The sequence below is a fragment of the Pseudomonas sp. TE3552 genome, from assembly GCF_056278945.1.
Map to the genome: position 1 here is coordinate 4,950,945 of NZ_JBWBQJ010000001.1, position 17,375 is coordinate 4,968,319.

The 17,375-nt window shown below is 58.9% G+C and carries 19 protein-coding genes and 1 tRNA gene; 10 read left to right on the top strand and 10 right to left on the bottom strand.

The features are described from left to right. Positions 1-14: 14 nt before the first annotated feature. Complete coding sequence (locus tag ACZ9BB_RS22315; RefSeq protein ID WP_476216271.1) at positions 15-1,253, top strand: trypsin-like serine peptidase; 1,239 nt, start codon at positions 15-17, stop codon at positions 1,251-1,253. A 3-nt stretch (positions 1,254-1,256) separates the two neighbouring features. On the opposite strand, the gene ACZ9BB_RS22320 is transcribed toward ACZ9BB_RS22315, so the two are convergent. The 7 genes from ACZ9BB_RS22320 to ACZ9BB_RS22350 all read right to left on the bottom strand — a co-directional run bounded on the left by ACZ9BB_RS22320 (position 1,257) and on the right by ACZ9BB_RS22350 (position 7,067). Next, positions 1,257-2,012 carry a substrate-binding periplasmic protein gene (locus ACZ9BB_RS22320; RefSeq protein ID WP_476216273.1) on the bottom strand — a complete coding sequence of 252 codons (756 nt, stop codon included), beginning with the start codon at positions 2,010-2,012 and terminating at the stop codon, positions 1,257-1,259. A 73-nt stretch (positions 2,013-2,085) separates the two neighbouring features. Then, positions 2,086-2,856 carry an imidazole glycerol phosphate synthase subunit HisF gene (hisF, locus tag ACZ9BB_RS22325; protein ID WP_007897430.1) on the bottom strand — a complete coding sequence of 257 codons (771 nt, stop codon included), beginning with the start codon at positions 2,854-2,856 and terminating at the stop codon, positions 2,086-2,088. A 9-nt stretch (positions 2,857-2,865) separates the two neighbouring features. Next, on the bottom strand, positions 2,866-3,603 hold the full coding sequence (gene hisA, locus ACZ9BB_RS22330; protein WP_476216275.1) for a 1-(5-phosphoribosyl)-5-[(5-phosphoribosylamino)methylideneamino]imidazole-4-carboxamide isomerase: 738 nt from the start codon (positions 3,601-3,603) through the stop codon (positions 2,866-2,868). Positions 3,604-3,645: 42 nt separating this feature from the next. After that, positions 3,646-3,906 (bottom strand): DUF2164 domain-containing protein, encoded by a 261-nt coding sequence (locus ACZ9BB_RS22335; protein WP_223488525.1) that lies wholly within the window; start codon positions 3,904-3,906, stop codon positions 3,646-3,648. Next, complete coding sequence (hisH, locus tag ACZ9BB_RS22340) at positions 3,907-4,545, bottom strand: imidazole glycerol phosphate synthase subunit HisH (protein ID WP_476216277.1); 639 nt, start codon at positions 4,543-4,545, stop codon at positions 3,907-3,909. Next, the gene (gene hisB / locus ACZ9BB_RS22345) at positions 4,545-5,138 is read right to left on the bottom strand and encodes an imidazoleglycerol-phosphate dehydratase HisB (RefSeq protein WP_007939452.1); all 594 of its coding nucleotides are present in this window, start codon (positions 5,136-5,138) and stop codon (positions 4,545-4,547) included. Before hisB ends, hisH begins: the two co-directional genes overlap by 1 nt. A 264-nt stretch (positions 5,139-5,402) precedes the next feature. Continuing rightward, positions 5,403-7,067: an OFA family MFS transporter gene (locus ACZ9BB_RS22350; RefSeq protein WP_476216280.1), complete on the bottom strand. Its 1,665-nt coding sequence runs from the start codon at positions 7,065-7,067 to the stop codon at positions 5,403-5,405. Positions 7,068-7,290: 223 nt separating this feature from the next. On the opposite strand from ACZ9BB_RS22350, the gene panM reads away from it, so the two are divergent. The 5 genes from panM to ACZ9BB_RS22375 all read left to right on the top strand — a co-directional run bounded on the left by panM (position 7,291) and on the right by ACZ9BB_RS22375 (position 11,519). Continuing rightward, positions 7,291-7,695, top strand: coding sequence for an aspartate 1-decarboxylase autocleavage activator PanM (panM, locus tag ACZ9BB_RS22355; protein ID WP_476216281.1), 405 nt, complete (start codon positions 7,291-7,293; stop codon positions 7,693-7,695). A gap of 77 nt (positions 7,696-7,772) precedes the next feature. Next, entirely contained in the window at positions 7,773-10,007 is a 2,235-nt protein-coding gene (locus tag ACZ9BB_RS22360; RefSeq protein ID WP_476216283.1) for an AsmA family protein, read from the top strand. Next, a complete protein-coding gene (mutY, locus tag ACZ9BB_RS22365; RefSeq protein WP_476216285.1) occupies positions 10,004-11,071 on the top strand; it encodes an A/G-specific adenine glycosylase in 1,068 nt (355 codons plus the stop codon). Before ACZ9BB_RS22360 ends, mutY begins: the two co-directional genes overlap by 4 nt. Continuing rightward, positions 11,068-11,340, top strand: coding sequence for an oxidative damage protection protein (locus ACZ9BB_RS22370; RefSeq protein WP_428632600.1), 273 nt, complete (start codon positions 11,068-11,070; stop codon positions 11,338-11,340). Before mutY ends, ACZ9BB_RS22370 begins: the two co-directional genes overlap by 4 nt. A 103-nt stretch (positions 11,341-11,443) precedes the next feature. Next, positions 11,444-11,519, top strand: a tRNA-Phe gene (locus ACZ9BB_RS22375). 84 nt (positions 11,520-11,603) lie between these two features. Here the strand turns inward: ACZ9BB_RS22375 and ACZ9BB_RS22380 are convergent. Beyond that, positions 11,604-12,053, bottom strand: coding sequence for a carboxypeptidase regulatory-like domain-containing protein (locus tag ACZ9BB_RS22380; protein ID WP_476216287.1), 450 nt, complete (start codon positions 12,051-12,053; stop codon positions 11,604-11,606). 263 nt (positions 12,054-12,316) lie between these two features. Between ACZ9BB_RS22380 and ACZ9BB_RS22385 the strand changes: the two genes are divergently transcribed. The 4 genes from ACZ9BB_RS22385 to ACZ9BB_RS22400 all read left to right on the top strand — a co-directional run bounded on the left by ACZ9BB_RS22385 (position 12,317) and on the right by ACZ9BB_RS22400 (position 15,329). Continuing rightward, positions 12,317-13,372: a PDDEXK nuclease domain-containing protein gene (locus tag ACZ9BB_RS22385; protein WP_476216289.1), complete on the top strand. Its 1,056-nt coding sequence runs from the start codon at positions 12,317-12,319 to the stop codon at positions 13,370-13,372. A gap of 69 nt (positions 13,373-13,441) precedes the next feature. Further along, positions 13,442-14,416, top strand: coding sequence for an alpha/beta hydrolase family protein (locus ACZ9BB_RS22390; protein ID WP_476216291.1), 975 nt, complete (start codon positions 13,442-13,444; stop codon positions 14,414-14,416). A 37-nt stretch (positions 14,417-14,453) separates the two neighbouring features. Further along, on the top strand, positions 14,454-14,870 hold the full coding sequence (locus tag ACZ9BB_RS22395; protein ID WP_476216292.1) for a hypothetical protein: 417 nt from the start codon (positions 14,454-14,456) through the stop codon (positions 14,868-14,870). Between the two features lie 6 nt (positions 14,871-14,876). After that, positions 14,877-15,329: a hypothetical protein gene (locus ACZ9BB_RS22400; protein WP_476216294.1), complete on the top strand. Its 453-nt coding sequence runs from the start codon at positions 14,877-14,879 to the stop codon at positions 15,327-15,329. 116 nt (positions 15,330-15,445) lie between these two features. Here the strand turns inward: ACZ9BB_RS22400 and gabP are convergent, their stop codons facing one another. Continuing rightward, entirely contained in the window at positions 15,446-16,837 is a 1,392-nt protein-coding gene (gene gabP, locus ACZ9BB_RS22405; protein WP_476216296.1) for a GABA permease, read from the bottom strand. Positions 16,838-17,035: 198 nt separating this feature from the next. Further along, positions 17,036-17,275: a hypothetical protein gene (locus ACZ9BB_RS22410; RefSeq protein ID WP_476216298.1), complete on the bottom strand. Its 240-nt coding sequence runs from the start codon at positions 17,273-17,275 to the stop codon at positions 17,036-17,038. Between the last annotated feature and the right edge of the window lie 100 nt (positions 17,276-17,375).

Below are 17,375 nucleotides of genomic sequence, written 5' to 3' on the forward strand. Positions count from 1 at the left end.
ACCAAGGAATGGACATGAAATATCTCAGCTTCTTTTGCTTCGCAGACCTGATTGGCCTGTTGGCTATTTCCGCAGTGCAGGCCCGCGACCTGGGCGAAGGCGCCGTCAACGACTCACCGTCAAGGGCACTGCAAAACAGCGAACATTTTTATGAAATCTGGAGCGGTGTGGGACGACTCCGTCTCCAATCGGGCGAGACCTGCAGCGCCGTTCTACTGGATACGCGAAACAGTCAAGGTCGAGCCATTGGCCCCGCTTACCTGCTCACCAGCGGTCATTGCGTATTTTTTCAGTACGGTTCGGCGCGGACCAATCTGCCTTTGAAAGCCAGCGTCACCTTCCACTACTTTCATGACATGCCACAGCGTAAGCGCCAATACACCATTCGGACCGCCCGATGGAGCAGCCTGGTTGGGACCGATCTTGCAGTACTCGAAGTCGACGCGACATTGGCGTCGCTGATACAGGCCGGGGTCAACCCGCTCAAGCTGGCGTCCCATCAAACCTACGAGAGTCGTGATGCGCTTAACGTTGGCGCGCCGGGCGGCTTTACCGAACAGGGGCTTCGATTGAGCGCCTGTGCTGAACAAACCGCCGGAACATTCATTGATCATCCCGGGGTGTTCCCTTTAGCCATGAGAAACAGCTGCGACCTTTACGCTGGCGGCTCCGGTAGCCCGATGCTGAATCGCCGCACCAACGAAATCACCGGCATCGTCAGCAAAGTCGTGGCCTCGCGCAATACACCAGCGCCGCCCGATTGTGAGTATTCGACGTCTTGCAAGGCCGCCCGTTTCAACTACAGCTACTCGGCCAACTTTCTGCATAAGTGTTTTATTGACGGTGTCTTCACCAGCGATGGTTTGGACTGTTCGTTGGAACCGGTCGAGCTGACTGTCACAGAGCCCTGGAAGCTCAAGTCATACGTTCATAGAACGCAAAAGGCGGATGGGCAGATCGTATTGCCTTCGTGGGACTTCAGGTTCGCCCTCGAGGCGCCCTTCTATCGCTACAAAACGGTCCATAACGCCAGGGACTGCAAGGCTCCCGACAATTACAGCGCCGCCATCAGCGCTGAAGACGCTTACATCAATACTGAAATCGGGCCACAAAGCGGCACACATGCACTCTGCATTATCGGCGTCGCCTCAGGAGAACAGCAGCTGACAAGGGCGACGTTGAATAACGTGTTTACAAGTGCCGCGTACTTGAGCGCGACACCGGACGCTACGCTTCAGACCACATCAAGATAATTGCTACAGATAGCGCCCCATGATGTCGTCAACGATGCCTTCCTTGCGCAGCTGATCCAGTGCGGCTTGCAGCTTGGCGACGGTTTCGTCTGGCACGTCTTTATTCAATGCCAGGTATAACTCGGCGCTGTTGAAGCGCAGCACGGTCTTGAGCCCGTTCACGCCTTCCTGGCGCGCCAGATAGCGGCCTGCCGGGTCACCGGTAGCCCACAGGTCGATCTGGCCGTTGACCAGTTTTTTTGCGTTGTCCTGATCGCGCAGCACAACAATCGGTTTCAATCCTTGTTTAGCCAGCGTCTCGGCAATCGCATCGCCCTTGTAGGCACCGATCTTGTATTTGCGCGCCTGCTCCAGCGATTCGAGAGTGATCTTGCTATCGGCCTTGGCCAGCATGATCCAGTCGTCCGGGCCGATAGGGCCGACCCACTTGAAGAGTTTCTCGCGGTCCGGCAACCGCGCCATCACGAACACGCCATAACCGGGATTTTCAAGGGCGAGTTTGTAGATTCGCTCCCAAGGGAAACGCAGTGTCAGGCTGTAGGTAATGTCGGCGCGCTTGAACATCTCGCGGACGATATCCACGGCGATGCCGTTGATGTTCTCGTCCTGAGCGAAGTTCTTGCCATTCTTCGCCATGTTGTATGGCGGGAAATTTTCCGTCAGCAACACCAGGCCGGGGCCGGGACTTTCTTCGGCGCGAACTCCATTGATGAGCAACAGAGAAGCACTGGCGAGGACAAGAAGAAGTCGTTTAAACATGTCGGGCTACCGGAATCCATGGCGTGCCCAAGAGTGCCTTGAGCCCGCCATACTGTCCATCGGCCTGTACTGTTTAACGCATCACGATGCCGCGATGCGCCATGTAGGCCTTGGCTTCCTGCACGGTGTATTCGCCGAAATGGAAAATACTCGCCGCCAGCACCGCACTGGCGTGGCCTTCGAGAATACCGTCGGCCAGGTGCTGCAAGTTGCCGACACCACCGGAGGCAATCACCGGAATCCCCAGCGCATCGCTGATGGCGCGGGTGACGCCCAGGTCGAAACCGTTTTTCATGCCGTCCTGGTCCATGCTGGTCAGCAGGATTTCACCGGCACCCAGGCCTTCCATCTTTTTCGCCCACTCAACGGCGTCGAGGCCGGTTGGCTTGCGACCGCCATGGGTGAAGATTTCCCAGCGCGGGGTTTCGCCCGGACCGGACACTTTCTTCGCGTCGATGGCGACAACAATGCACTGCGAGCCGAAATGCTGAGCCGCTTCGCCGACGAATTCCGGATTGAACACCGCAGCGGTGTTGATCGAGACCTTGTCCGCACCGGCATTGAGCAAGTTGCGAATGTCCTGCACGGTACGCACGCCACCGCCGACAGTCAGAGGAATGAACACCTGGCTGGCCATGCGCTCGACGGTATGCAGCGTGGTATCGCGACCGTCGACGCTGGCAGTGATGTCGAGAAAGGTAATCTCGTCGGCACCCTGCTCGTCGTAGCGACGGGCGATTTCCACCGGGTCGCCGGCATCGCGGATGTTTTCGAATTTCACACCCTTGACCACCCGGCCGTTATCCACGTCCAGGCAAGGGATGATGCGTTTGGCCAGCGCCATGGTCAGTCCTCAGCCTTTGTACGAGTCGCAGAAAGCTTGCGCTTCGGCGACGTCGAGGGTGCCTTCGTAAATCGCCCGGCCAGTGATGGCGCCGATGATGCCTGGCGCCTTGGCGTCGAGCAGCGACTTGATGTCACCCAGATTGTGGATACCGCCGGAAGCAATCACCGGAATCTTCGTCGCCGCGGCCAGCGCGGCGGTGTACGAAACGTTGCAGCCCTGCATCATGCCGTCTTTGGCGATGTCGGTATAAACGATCGCAGACACGCCGTCGGCCTCGAACTGTTTGGCCAGGTCGATCACCTGCACGGTGCTGATTTCAGCCCAGCCGTCGGTGGCGACAAAACCGTCTTTGGCATCCAGACCGACAATCACTTTGCCCGGGAACGCGCGGCAGGCTTGCGCAACGAAAGCCGGATCTTTCACGGCCTTGGTGCCGATGATCACGTAGCTCACGCCCGCTTTCACATAGTGTTCGATGGTTTCCAGCGAGCGGATACCGCCGCCGATCTGAATCGGCAGGTTCGGGTAGCGTTTGGCGATGGCGGTGACCACTTCGCCGTTGACCGGCTGGCCTTCGAAGGCACCGTTCAGGTCGACCAGATGCAGACGGCGGCAACCGCCTTCCACCCACTTGGCAGCCATGCTCACCGGGTCATCGGAGAACACCGTGGAATCTTCCATGCGGCCCTGGCGCAGACGAACACAGGCACCGTCTTTGAGATCGATAGCGGGAATAATCAGCATCTGGCAAACCTTCAAATTCGAGTGTTCAGCTTGGCTCGGAAATCAGTTTTTCTCGAGCGCCCACAGGTCGCTTTCGATGCTTTCGAACCTCTCTTTGAGGTGCGTCTGCACATCGAAAATCGCCCTGTTGTAATAGTGCGGAGCAATTTCGCGGGTAAACAGCTCAAGGATTTCAGCCGCTTCGAACGAACCCAGGTCCAGTTCGAAACGGTCCTCCATGAAGCGTTTGATCTTGTGATTGGCCTCGCTCTCCTGTTCGGGAGTGAGGGTCAGGATCGGCGGCTTGCCCTTCTTGACGGCCATTTACCAGCGACCATCCCACGCGGCGAAGTTCTGCAGCAATTGCAGGCCATGGGTGTGGCTCTTCTCCGGGTGGAACTGCACGGCGAAACGCGAGCCATCGGCCAGCGCCGCAGCGAAATCGACACCATAGTGACCGCCGCCCACCACTTGCCGCGGGTTGCCGGCAGCGATGTAGTAGCTGTGCACGAAGTAGAAACGCGCCAGGTCCGGAATGTTGTGCCACAGCGGGTGAGTCACCGTCTGCTTCACTTCGTTCCAGCCCATGTGCGGCACTTTCAAGTGTTCGCCGTCTTCGTGCAAATCCTTGCCGAAAAACTTCACCTGGCCCGGAAACAGACCGATGCAGTCCACGCCGTCGTTCTCTTCGCTGCTGTCGAGCAAGGCTTGCATGCCTACGCAGATGCCGAGGAACGGACGGTCCTGGCTGACTTCACGCACCAACGAGTCGAAACCCAGGCGACGGATCTCCGCCATGCAATCGCGAATCGCACCGACGCCGGGGAATACCACCCGGTCGGCTTCGCGAATCACGTCGGCATCGCTGGTGATCAGGACCTTGCCGGCACCAACGTGCTCGAGGGCCTTGGCCACCGAGTGCAGGTTGCCCATGCCGTAATCGATAACCGCGACCGTCTGCATTACAGAACGCCTTTGGTCGACGGCATTTGCCCGGCCATGCGGTCATCCAGCTCCACGGCCATGCGCAGCGCGCGACCGAAAGCCTTGAACACGGTCTCGATCTGGTGGTGGGTGTTGTGCCCACGCAGATTGTCGATGTGCAGGGTGACGTTGGCGTGGTTGACGAAGCCCTGGAAGAATTCCTGGAACAGGTCAACGTCGAAGCCGCCGACGGTAGCGCGGGTATACGGGACATGCATCTGCAGGCCAGGACGGCCGGAGAAGTCGATCACCACACGCGACAGCGCTTCATCGAGCGGCACGTAGGCGTGGCCATAGCGACGGATGCCTTTCTTGTCGCCAATGGCTTTGGTGAAAGCCTGACCCAGGGTGATACCGACGTCTTCCACCGTGTGGTGGTCGTCGATATGCAGGTCGCCCTTGCTGACAATATCCAGGTCGATCAGCCCGTGACGGGCGATCTGGTCGAGCATGTGCTCAAGAAAAGGCACACCGATATCGAATCGGGCCTTTCCGGTGCCATCCAGGTTGATCGAGGCTTTGATCTGGGTTTCCAGAGTGTCGCGCTCGACAGACGCCATACGTTCGGCCATCACCAGCTCCGCAAAAATCATTGGGGCGAAAAAGGCAGCCATTATAGGGTCGCGGGCGCTAAACAGAAACACAGGAGGTGATATCACTGACGGAGTGAACCCCGTGCCGTCGGGGATAGACATGTCCATACAAGCATTTGAGTGGACCACAAAACAAATGTGGGAGCGAGCCTGCTCGCGAAGGGGCCATCACATTCAACATCCCTGTCGATTGTCAGACCGCTATCGCGAGCAGGCTCGCTCCCACAAAGGTGATGCGTTTACTTAGTGGAACAGCACCGCAGTTTTCTGCAGGGTCACCCAAACACCCCACGCCAACGGAATACCTACCACCAGCCACGCCGCCACCGCCAACGGCTTGGTGCCGGCATCCGCTTTCCACTCCAGCACAGTGCTGGCATCAGCCCCTTTGTCGTGGCCCAGCGCCTGTTCGGCGGCCAGTTCGGCTTCGGTCATGAAGTACTTGTCGGCCACCGGACGCACCAGCAGGTTGCAGATGAAACCCAGCACCAGCAAGCCCGCAAGGATGTACAGGGTGATGTCGTAAGCCGCGGCACGTTCAACGCCGATGCTCAGCTGATATTCACGCAAGTAGTTCACCAACACCGGCCCCAACACACCCGCCGCCGCCCAAGCCGTCAATAGACGACCGTGGATCGCGCCGACCATTTGCGTACCGAACAGGTCGGCCAGGTAAGCCGGCACCGTCGCAAAACCACCGCCGTACATCGACAGGATGATGCAGAACGCCGCCACGAACAGCGCAACGCTGCCCAGGTGACCGAGGTTCGGAATCAATGCGTACAGGGCAAAACCCAGGGCGAAGAACACGAAATAGGTGTTTTTGCGGCCCAGATAGTCCGAGAACGAAGCCCAGAAGAACCGGCCGCCAATGTTGAACAGGCTCAGCAAACCGGTGAAACCGGCAGCAATGGCCGCGATCGAGGCCAGTTGCGAAGCGTCCAGCTGACCAAAGGTCAGATCGTTTCCGAGCAATTTACCGGCGAACACTTCCTGCAACAGCGGCGAAGCCATGCCGAGGATGCCGATACCCGCCGAAACGTTCAGGCACAGCACCAACCACACCAGACGGAATTGCGGGGTTTTCCACGCCACATTCACATGGACGTGACGGTGAGTGATCATCGCGTTCGAGGCTTTTTTCGCCGGAGCAGTCCAGCCTTCAGGCTTCCAGCCGGTTGGCGGAACGCGGTAGGACAGCGCGCCACCGATCATGAACACGAAGTAGATCGCAGCCATCACCAGGAAGCTCTGCCATACGCCCACGCTGGTTGGCGAAGCGAAGTGCCCCATCAGGGCTGCAGCCAGTGGAGCACCGACCATCGCGCCGCCACCGAAGCCCATGATCGCCATGCCGGTCGCCATGCCGCGTTTGTCCGGGAACCACTTGATCAGGGTCGAGACCGGTGAGATGTAACCCAGGCCCAGGCCGATACCGCCAATGACCCCGGAGCCGATCCACATCAGCCAGATCTGGTGGGTATAGACCCCCAACGCCGAAATCAGCAGACCGCCACACCAGCACAGCGCCGACACAACACCGGCCTTGCGCGGACCGGCGTGTTCCAGCCAGCCACCCCAGATCGCTGCCGAGCAGCCGAGGAAGATGAAGAACAGCGTGTAGATCCAGCCGAGCATCGAGATCGGCCAGTCGCATTGCGACGAAAAGACCTGAGCGATGAAGCTCATGTCCGGCGCGCAGGCCACGGCTTTGGTAATGCCCAAGGCTTTGGACAGTGGCAGCCAGAACACCGAAAAGCCGTAGGCCATGCCGATACACAGGTGGATGGCCAGAGCGGCCGGTGGTACAAGCCAACGGTTAAAACCGGGCTTGGCGATGATGCGTTCCTTGGACAGGAACGCGGGCTGGTCGGCTTTGATGCCGTCCGCCGTGATGCTCGTAGTCATGGTGTTTCCCCCAATTATTAGTATTGTTCGCCAGCCGCTCCTCACCCCCAGCCTTTTATGCACGCAGACATGACTGTTTTTAGGTGAAGCGCCATTTTGGTGCGACATCACGTCGCAGAAGGACGGACGAACGGGCAGAGGTTACCATTTGCACGTGACAGAAAAACCAAAGTGATATCACCTTTTGTATGTCATCTGATCTCGTACCACTGAAGGAGGCGCCATGCCGATCACTGTCGAGCTGCTGAACCAAGCCACTTATCAAGATCAGCAAGATCTGCAGAAGATCTACTGCGACGCCCCCGACTGGCTGTTTGCGCCATTTGCAGGAGGTACAGAGCTGATCGAAAGGTGCCTGCGAGACGGTTCGCTGATCGCCGGACGCTTCAACGATCGGCTGCTGGGCGCGGCACGTTTGCAACGGCACCACGACACCTGGCATTTGTCCCATTTATGCGTACGAAAAATCACCCGTCGTCGTGGTGTGGCCGAGCGCCTGGTGAGCGAAGCGCAGAAAATGGCGGCGCAATCGGGCGCGACATTGCGCCTGCTGGAGCCCGCCGGGCACCTCGAATCCCAGGCGCTGGCGGCTAAGCTGAAGGTGCCACTGGATGTGCTCCCAACGTGATCGCTGACCGGTCGGCCACTTCGGGGAGCTATACTCCCCGGCTAAATTTTGAATTCGACTAATACAAGGACTCGCCCATGAAAGCGTTCGGCAAAATCCTGGGTCTGGTACTTCTCGGGCTGTTGCTGATCATTGTGGCGCTGGGCTTTGCCCTGACCCACCTCTTCGATCCCAACGACTATAAAGACGAGATTCGCCAGATTGCCCGCGACAAGGCCCACATCGAGCTGACGCTCAATGGCGATATCGGCTGGAGCCTGTTCCCCTGGCTGGGCCTGGAATTGCACGAAGCCAGTGTGGCGACCCTGGCCAAGCCCGCCGAGCCGTTTGCCGATTTGCAGATGCTCGGCTTGTCGGTTCGCGTGATTCCACTGCTGCGTCGCGAAGTGCAGATGAGCGATGTGCGCGTCGAAGGCCTGAACTTGCGCCTGAACCGCGACAAGGACGGCCACGGCAACTGGGAAGACATCGGCAAGGTTCCGGCGCCTGCCACCCCGAGCACCTCGGCCACGCCGCCCGCCGCCACCGGCGAGCCCGCGCCAACGACTACCGCTCAAGCAGAAAAACCGGCCCAGCCGATCCGCCTGGACATCGACAGCCTGACCGTCAACAACGCCCGCGTTGAGTACAGCGACGAGAAAACCGGCAAGCAATTCAGCGCCGAAAGCATCCAGTTGAGTACCGGCGCGGTACATGACTCGACCAACATCCCGGTCAAACTCACTGCGTTTCTGGGCACTAACCAACCGGTTCTGCGGGTGCGGACCGAACTGGCCGGCGAGTTGCGTTTCGAGCGTGCGCTGCAGCGCTACCAATTCGAAGACATGAAACTCTCCGGCGAAGTCACTGGCGATCCGCTGCAAGGCAAGACTATGACTTTCGCCGCCCAAGGTCAGCTGCTGCTGGACAAGGCCGCCAACGTCGCCGAATGGACCGGCATCAAGATCTCTGCCAACCAGCTGCGCGCCTTGGGCGAGCTGAAGGCCAATGACCTCGACAAGACCCCGCAAATCAGCGGTGGGTTGTCGATTGCCCAATTCGACCTGGCAAAATTCGTCGACAGCATCGGCCAGAAACTCCCGGCGATGGCCGAAGGCAGCCTGAGCAAGGTCGAACTGGTCAGCCACGTTGCCGCCACACCGACCAGCCTGGCGCTCGATGACATCAACCTGAAACTCGACGACAGCAACTTCAGCGGCCGCATCGCTATCGAAGATTTCGCCAAGCAATCACTGCGGGCAACCCTCAAGGCTGACACCTTCAACGTCGACCGTTACTTGCCGCCAAAATCTGCCGAGGCCAACAGCGCGAAGCAGGTGCGTCAGGCCGAAGTCGCCAGCACCGAAGCTGATGCCATGGCCGGCGCGGGCAGCACACCGCTGCCGCCATCACCGACCAAAGGCCCATGGAGCACTGAGCGCCTGTTGCCGGTTGAGCGCCTGAGCAAACTCGACGTGGACGCTGACCTGACCTTCGGCCAACTGACCCTCGAAAAACTGCCGATCCAGAACGCAGTACTCAAGGCCACCGGCCAGGGCGGCTTGCTGACCCTGGAAAACCTGCGCGGCGATCTGTACGAAGGCAACTTCGAAGCCAAGGGCACCCTGGATGTGCGCCAGCAAGTACCGGCGCTGAACATGCAGACCCGCATCAGCAAAGTACCCGTGGAAAAAATTCTCGAAAGCCAGGGTAAAAACCCACCGGTCAAAGGTCTGGTCACGCTCGATAGCGCGCTGACCGGCAGCGGCAATAGCCAGAGTGCGCTGATCGACAGCCTCAACGGCAACGCCAGTTTCGTGATCAATAACGGCGTGCTGCTCAATGCCAATCTTGAGCAGCAACTGTGCAAAGGCATCGCCACCCTGAACCGCAAAACCCTCAGCGGCGAACCGCGGGGCAAGGACACACCGTTCGATGAACTCAAGGGCAACCTGATATTGCGCAACGGCGTGGCCAATAACCCGGACCTGAAAGTGCATATCCCGGGCATGACCGTAAACGGTAACGGCGACATCGACCTGCGGGTGATGGGCATGGATTATCGCGTCGGCATCATCGTCGAAGGTGACAAGAGCGACATGCCGGACCCTGCCTGCCAGGTCGGCGAGCGCTACGTCGGCATCGAGTGGCCACTGCGCTGCCGTGGTCCGCTGGAACTGGGCGCGAAGGCCTGCCGCCTCGACAACGAACGCATGGGCCAAGTCGCGAGCAAACTGGCCGGCGAGCGTATCAGCGAAAAAATCGACGAGAAGCTTGGCGACAAAGTCAGCCCGGAACTGAAAAACGCGCTCAAGGGGCTGTTCAAGCGATGAGAGCCGAGCAGTTTTCAACGGCCGTGCTGGATTGGTACGACCGTCACGGCCGTCACGATTTGCCGTGGCAACAGGGCATCACCCCTTACCGGGTGTGGGTCTCGGAAATCATGTTGCAGCAGACCCAGGTCAGCACTGTGCTGAACTACTTCGACCGATTCATGGCCTCGTTGCCTACCGTCGAAGCCCTGGCCGCCGCGCCGGAAGACGAAGTGCTGCACTTGTGGACCGGCCTCGGTTACTACACCCGCGCGCGAAATCTGCAAAAGACCGCGAAGATTGTCGTCGCCGAATATGGCGGCGAGTTTCCCCGCGATGTGGAAAAGCTTACCGACCTGCCGGGTATCGGCCTGTCCACGGCCGGCGCGATTGCCAGCCTGAGCATGGGCATCCGCGCGCCGATCCTCGACGGCAACGTCAAACGGGTGCTGGCGCGTTTTACCGCGCAAGAGGGTTATCCGGGCGAGCCTAAGGTGGCCAAACAGTTGTGGGCCAACGCTGAGCGCTTTACGCCACATGATCGAGTCAACGCCTACACGCAGGCGATGATGGACCTGGGCGCCACGCTCTGCACCCGCAGCAAACCGAGTTGCCTGCTCTGCCCGCTGAAAAAGGGATGCGAAGCACACATGCTCGGCCTGGAAACCCGCTACCCGATCCCCAAACCGCGCAAGGCCGTGCCACAGAAGCGTACGCTGATGCCGATGCTCGCCAACGGCGATGGTGCGATTCTGCTTTACCGTCGCCCTTCCACGGGCCTGTGGGGCGGTCTCTGGAGCCTGCCGGAACTCGATGACCTCGACGACCTGCAACATCTGGCTTCGCAGCATTCGCTGGAGCTGGGCAGCCAGCAGGCACTGCCGAGCCTGGTGCACACCTTCAGCCACTTCCAGTTATCCATCGAACCCTGGCTGGTTCAGGTCCAGGAGGCCGGCCATCACGTGGCCGAGGCCGACTGGCTCTGGTATAACCTCGCCATCCCGCCGCGCCTGGGCCTTGCCGCCCCGGTCAAAACCTTGCTCGAACGCGCGGCCGCCGTATTGAACGCAGGAGAGTCGTCATGACCCGCACCATCATGTGCCGCAAGTACAAAGAAGAATTGCCCGCCCTGGAGCGCGCTCCGTTTCCGGGTGCCAAAGGTCAGGACATTTTTGACCACGTCTCGGCCAAGGCCTGGGCCGACTGGCAGAAACACCAGACCCTGCTGATCAACGAAAAACGCCTGAACATGATGAACGCCGAAGACCGCAAATACCTTCAGGGTGAGATGGACAAGTTCTTTTCCGGCGAGGATTACGCCAAGGCTGAAGGCTACGTTCCACCTGCTCAATAATTGATCAAAATCCGGGGTCGGCACGTAAGCGACGGTAATAATTAAATATTTTTTGAAAACTTGCTTGACGACCCCCTGAAAAACCCGTTTAATGCGCCCCGTTGCCCAGATAGCTCAGTCGGTAGAGCAGGGGATTGAAAATCCCCGTGTCGGCGGTTCGATTCCGTCTCTGGGCACCAAATACCGAAAACCCTGAATCGCAAGATTCAGGGTTTTTTTATGCCTGCGATTTGATCAGATGTCGCGCAAGTCGTCTCTCTTCGCTAGTTTTCAGTCCCCCAGTGGAAGACCAGATTGCGAGCGGCACCACCGTCTACATCCGCTGTATCACGCCGCACCTCACCTTTATGCGTGGCGACAACGGTGTACTTGCCGGCAGGCAGCTGAACGTAAACCAACGGTCCAGCCTGACTCAGTGTCAGCACGGTCTGCCCTGCGGCCTTCTGAATAACCAGATCCACATCGGGAACGTATTCGTCCTGAGGCCCGGTGGAGAAGGTCATGTGCAGGTTGTAGCCCTTGGTTTGCTGAATGGCTTTAGCCTCGTCCTCTCCAATCCCTCCGGACAGGTAGGTAATCCCGTTTTGCTGTTGTTGCTGGACTTGCACGCCTGCGGGATCGATCGGTTCAAGACTGGCGGCGTTAAGCACGACTGGAAACAGTAGTACGCCGACAGCAGCGATGGGCAGCATGAGTGAATGGACGTACTTCATGATGGCGACTCCCGGGTTACACAGAACCCAATCGTTACTCCTTTTAGATTTATCGCTGAATACTCAAGTTTTAGATCGATTCGCACTTGAGCTCACTACGAATCGGACTACGCAATACGCTCCTCAAACACGGAGAGCAATCGGCTTGGTCCTGCAAAACGAATCCGCTATTTCCTTCCGATTTACCAGCCGCGCCCGGCATCGCCCCCCATCGCACTCTTGTCATCCTCTTCGGCCTGTTTTCTTCAGCTGTGGAAGATGTCATGCCCCTCAAACCCGATAGCACTCAAGATCCTCAAATCGCTTCACTGCTCGACAACCTTGGCGAACTGATCCGTGAAGCGCGCCAGAAGGTGCTAAGGGCGGTCGATACCGTCCAGGTGCAAACCTGCTGGCAGATCGGGCGGCATATTGTGGAGTTCGAGCAGGAAGGCGCTCGGCGGGCGGCTTATGGCAAGCGTTTGCTTGCGACACTGGCCAAAGTCCTCACTTCGGAGTTTGGAAAAGGCTTTGATGCTTCCAACCTTCGCTACATGCGCCTGTTCTATCAAGCATTCCCAATTCGTGACGCACTGCGTCACGAATTGAGCTGGACCCACTACCGCAGGCTGCTGCGAGTCGACAACGACCATGCTCGCCATTGGTACATGAACGAATCAGCCACCCAGAACTGGTCAAGTCGCGCCCTGGAGCGCCAGATCAACACCCTCTACTACGAGCGCCTGCTGGCAAGCCGCGACCGGCCTGCGGTCAAGCAGGAAGCTGCCACCAACATCCAGAAAATGAACGCCAGCCCTCGGGATTTCATCCGGGACCCCGTGCTGCTTGAGTTTCTCGGCCTGCCCAATGCGGGCTTGATCCAGGAAAGCGAACTTGAGCAAGCCTTGATCAATCAACTCCAGGGCTTTCTGCTCGAACTGGGCAAAGGCTTCGCCTTCATCGCCCGCCAGCAACGCATCAGTACCGACAGCAAAGACTTCTACATCGACCTGGTGTTCTACAACTACCTGCTCAAGTGCTTCGTCATCTTCGACCTCAAGCGCGGCGTACTGACCCACCAGGATGTCGGCCAGATGGACATGTACGTACGCATGTACGACGACCTCAAGCGCGGACCGGAGGATGGCCCCACCGTCGGCCTCATTCTCTGCGCGCAAAAAGATGAATCGGTGGTGCGCTATTCGGTGCTGCAAGGCAACGAACAACTGTTCGCCAGTACATACAGGCTGGTGCTGCCGAGCGAGGAGGAACTTCGCGTAGAACTGGATCGGGAATGGGCGGTGCTTGAGGAACGGCTACTCAAGCACAGACTCCGATAAACACGGGTGGATTGTTCATAAACGGCGTGAAGGCTATGGTGAGTGGCTAGCCGCAAAGGTCCAATGCCGATGAATTTGCAGGACATGCCCTCACTGGCCCCGACGCAACTTGAATTGCCGTTACCCACCGGCACACCTGGTGAATCTTTCAAAGAGCCCGCCGCCGACGGCTTCATCCTTGGCGGCTTCACCTGGCGGCATGCGAATCAAGACCCAACACGCCCGGTGGTGATCATCAATGCCGCCACCTCCGTCCGCTGCCGACACTACTCGCGCTTCGCCGATTACCTGTTCGCCAACGGCTTCGACGTGATCACCTATGACTACCGCGGCATTGGCGAGTCGCGCCCCGCGTCACTGAAGGGGCTTGAGGCCTCATGGTCTGACTGGGGCATGCTGGATTTCGAGGCGATGCTGCAAAAGGCGCAACGCGAGTTTCCACAGCAACCCGTCGATGTCGTCGGCCATAGCTTCGGCGGTTGTGCGGCAGGGCTGGGCGCCTCTGGGCAGGTGATCAGACGCCTGGTGACAGTGGGCGCGCAGTTCGCTTACTGGCGCGACTACGCCCCCGCCCATCGCTGGCGGATGCTCGCCAAGTGGCACGTGGCGATGCCATTGCTGACGATGTTTTACGGCTACTTTCCCGGCAAGCGCCTGGGCTGGCTCGAAGACACCCCGGCCGGTGTAGTCCGCGACTGGAGCATGCCCGCCGCCCGATATGAGAAACGCCCCAGCGCTCGCGTCATCCACGCCAAATGCGGCCAGTTACCCTTCAGGAACGTTACCGCCCAAACCCTGGCCATCAGCCTCAGCGACGATCCCTACGGCACGATACCGGCGATCGAACGCCTGCTCGGTTACTTCACCCACAGTACAAACACCCACCTGCGAATCGCCCCCGAAGACATCGGCGAAGAAGAAGTCGGACATTTCGCCTTTTTTCGCAGCGCATACCAAGCCACACTATGGCCCATTGCATTGTCCTGGCTGCAAACCGCCGAACTGGCCCCCGAGACTCCCGGGCGGCGAGTGCCACGCAGCTGACTGATGCGCCCTATCAACGAAATACGGAACGACGCCCATGGCCTCCGCCAACAAGCAGAACAAACGCGCCTCACGCGCAAAAGCCAAGGCCAAGCAGAACCGCACCCAGCGGGCCGCCGCACCGGTCGAGCTGGACCCGAACGATGATCGCATCGACTTCGAATCAGTGGACCTGACTGAACTGTTCAAAAAAATGATCGACGCTGAAAAAACCAGCCAGCAAGCGATGTGCGCAGCCTTCCTCGAAGACCCGCTGCTGGAACTGGTGTACGAGCAGGAAGGCGAAGAAGGCGCGATGGATTTCATCCTCGCGGCCCTGATCGAATACCGCCAATGGTCCACCGAGACAGACGAAGCCGGCGCCCTGTCGTGGATCGAATCCCCGGCCTTCCAGGCTGACTACGTGGCGGCGTCCGACGCCATCGCGGCCCAAACCCAACAGAAACCGAACTGAGTTCCCATGGCATCCCTGAACAAGCAACAAAAACGCGCCAAGCGCGCAAAGATCAAAGCCAAGCAAATCAATATCCACGGCAGAAAACCCGCCGCGCTGGACGATGATCTGGACAACATCAGTGAGCCGATCCCGGAATACACCCTGGCCATGTTCAGCAAAATGCGTGACGCCGAGGCCACCAGCCGCAACGACATGCTGTTGACCCTGCTATCGAACCTCGCCGGGATCATCAGCGACCATCCAGAACTGCTGGACATGGAAAATGCCGACAACGAAGCCATGGCCGCCACGCACCTGGCCGCCGACATGCTGATCGACTATCGCATGTGGGCCGATGGCATGGACCGCGATGCCGCCCAGGCCTGGCTGACCGACCCGCAATTCATCACCGACTTTGGCGATGCGCTGGACAGTTATCGTCAGTCGCTGGATGCCCAGGAAGAAAAGGCCGAGTAAACACCTGTTATGCCGTAACGCGATCTGTAGCGCGATCGGCAATACACGCCTCTTCAGAAACAAAAACGGCCGCTTGTCATCACTGACAGCGGCCGTTTTGCATCAAGCGGTGTGAATCAACTCAACACCACCGCTCCACGCCGTTCCAGCTTGCGACGACGAGCCACCAGCAACCCGGCGGCCACCACCAGCACGCTCAGCAGGCCGGTCGCGAGGATCTCCACGCGATGGGCTTCCTGGAACAGCATGATGGTCAGGGCCGCGACGATGAATATGATCACCGCGTAGGTCAGGCCCGGGAACAACCACATACTGAAAGCAATTTTCTCGCCGCGCGCCATCCGCTGCTTGCGCATACGCAGTTGGGAGATGGCGATCACCAGGTACACCAGCAGCGCGATGGCGCCGGAGCTGGCCAGCAGGAATTCGAACACGGCGGCCGGGGCCACGTAGTTAGCGAATACCGTCAGGAAGGCAGCTGCGGTAGACAGGATCACTGCCCAATATGGTGTGCCGCTGTTGTTGGTGCGCTGGGAAACGGCCGGTGCATCACCGCGCTTGCCCAGGGAGAACATCATGCGTGATGCGGTGTACAGCGCCGAGTTCAGGCAACTGGTCACAGCAACCAGCACCACGATGTCTACGATCAGCTTGGCATTCGGGATGCCCATGCGCTCAAGGACGGTCTGGTAGGAACCGACGCTGGCCAGAACCGGGTCATTCCATGGCACCAGAGCCACGACGATGAAGATCGACACGAGGTAGAACAAGCCGATCCGCCAGATCACCGAGTTGGTGGCCTTGGAGATTTGCTTGCCCGGGTTCTTCGACTCAGCAGCCGCGATGGTCACGATCTCGGTGCCCATGAAGGAAAACATGGTGGTCAGGATGGCCCCCAACACAGCGCCCATGCCGTTTGGCAGGAAGCCTTGAGTATCGAACAAATGCGAAACACCGCTGACCTGGCTGGTCGGCAGGAAGCCGAAAATCGCCAGAATACCGAGGCCGATGAAACCAATGATCGCCACGACTTTGACCAGGGCGAACCAGAACTCGAACTCACCATAGTTCTTCACGCTGAACAGGTTGGTCACCGTCAGCAGCAAGGTGATGACCAGGGTAAAGGCCCAGATCGCCACATTCGGGAACCAGGCATGCAGGATGGTTGCGGCGGCATTGGCCTCCAGCGGGATCACCAGGACCCAGAACCACCAGTACAACCAGCCGATGGTGAAACCGGCCCAGTGACCGATCGCGCGGTCGGCGTAGGTCGAGAAGGAGCCGGTGTCCGGCGAAGCGACAGCCATTTCGCCAAGCATGCGCATCACCAACACCACCAGAGCACCGGCGGCGGCGTAGGCCAGCAGCACAGCAGGACCAGCAGCGGCGATGGCATGACCCGAGCCGACAAACAGACCGGCGCCGATAACGCCGGCGATCGACAACATAGTCACATGACGCGGTTTAAGCCCCTGTTCGAGGCCATTGGAGCTTTGGGTGCTGCTCATTGAAACTACCTTTGCAAGGAAAGCGATTCAGTCCACCCCGTCTGGCATTTCTTTCTCGTAAAAAGAATCAAACGGTGCGTTCCTTATTCTGCACGCAATAATTGCGCCAAAATGTTTCACGCACCCGGTTCACGCGGGCTGGACGCTGAACGAGCGATCATCGCAACCCATTGAGATTAATGGCATTTCGCCAGAGCGTTACCTTGCCACCCACTTTAAAGAACGAATTAGCGCACCAGAAACACACCAAAAAATGCAGGCACGCACAATAAAAGAGCAGATCAGGAACGTTTGGCCGGTTAGCGCTTCCAACACCCTGGCAAAGCTGGCACCATCGCGCCTTTTTTTACGCGACAGCCGCGCCAAATCTTGTTCAAACGGCTGTTCGGTTGATAGCAGCGCGACAGTCTGCTGTACCGATGCGACAACCTGCCACATGCCAGCCGTTTACCGTCCGTAGCGCTGTTGGCTGCCATTCGAACGCTATGCTAGCTTGGCCGCCTCGCCAGGAAGGCCGCCAACAGCAGGAGCGCAACAC

Bases quoted from the DNA above. Each gene is read 5' to 3' on its own strand.
- ACZ9BB_RS22315 (WP_476216271.1), top strand. From the start codon at position 15: ATGAAATATCTCAGCTTCTTTTGCTTCGCAGACCTGATTGGCCTGTTG.
- ACZ9BB_RS22320 (WP_476216273.1), bottom strand. From the start codon at position 2,012: ATGTTTAAACGACTTCTTCTTGTCCTCGCCAGTGCTTCTCTGTTGCTC.
- hisF (WP_007897430.1), bottom strand. From the start codon at position 2,856: ATGGCGCTGGCCAAACGCATCATCCCTTGCCTGGACGTGGATAACGGC.
- hisA (WP_476216275.1), bottom strand. From the start codon at position 3,603: ATGCTGATTATTCCCGCTATCGATCTCAAAGACGGTGCCTGTGTTCGT.
- ACZ9BB_RS22335 (WP_223488525.1), bottom strand. From the start codon at position 3,906: ATGGCCGTCAAGAAGGGCAAGCCGCCGATCCTGACCCTCACTCCCGAA.
- hisH (WP_476216277.1), bottom strand. From the start codon at position 4,545: ATGCAGACGGTCGCGGTTATCGATTACGGCATGGGCAACCTGCACTCG.
- hisB (WP_007939452.1), bottom strand. From the start codon at position 5,138: ATGGCCGAACGTATGGCGTCTGTCGAGCGCGACACTCTGGAAACCCAG.
- ACZ9BB_RS22350 (WP_476216280.1), bottom strand. From the start codon at position 7,067: ATGACTACGAGCATCACGGCGGACGGCATCAAAGCCGACCAGCCCGCG.
- panM (WP_476216281.1), top strand. From the start codon at position 7,291: ATGCCGATCACTGTCGAGCTGCTGAACCAAGCCACTTATCAAGATCAG.
- ACZ9BB_RS22360 (WP_476216283.1), top strand. From the start codon at position 7,773: ATGAAAGCGTTCGGCAAAATCCTGGGTCTGGTACTTCTCGGGCTGTTG.
- mutY (WP_476216285.1), top strand. From the start codon at position 10,004: ATGAGAGCCGAGCAGTTTTCAACGGCCGTGCTGGATTGGTACGACCGT.
- ACZ9BB_RS22370 (WP_428632600.1), top strand. From the start codon at position 11,068: ATGACCCGCACCATCATGTGCCGCAAGTACAAAGAAGAATTGCCCGCC.
- ACZ9BB_RS22380 (WP_476216287.1), bottom strand. From the start codon at position 12,053: ATGAAGTACGTCCATTCACTCATGCTGCCCATCGCTGCTGTCGGCGTA.
- ACZ9BB_RS22385 (WP_476216289.1), top strand. From the start codon at position 12,317: ATGCCCCTCAAACCCGATAGCACTCAAGATCCTCAAATCGCTTCACTG.
- ACZ9BB_RS22390 (WP_476216291.1), top strand. From the start codon at position 13,442: ATGAATTTGCAGGACATGCCCTCACTGGCCCCGACGCAACTTGAATTG.
- ACZ9BB_RS22395 (WP_476216292.1), top strand. From the start codon at position 14,454: ATGGCCTCCGCCAACAAGCAGAACAAACGCGCCTCACGCGCAAAAGCC.
- ACZ9BB_RS22400 (WP_476216294.1), top strand. From the start codon at position 14,877: ATGGCATCCCTGAACAAGCAACAAAAACGCGCCAAGCGCGCAAAGATC.
- gabP (WP_476216296.1), bottom strand. From the start codon at position 16,837: ATGAGCAGCACCCAAAGCTCCAATGGCCTCGAACAGGGGCTTAAACCG.
- ACZ9BB_RS22410 (WP_476216298.1), bottom strand. From the start codon at position 17,275: ATGTGGCAGGTTGTCGCATCGGTACAGCAGACTGTCGCGCTGCTATCA.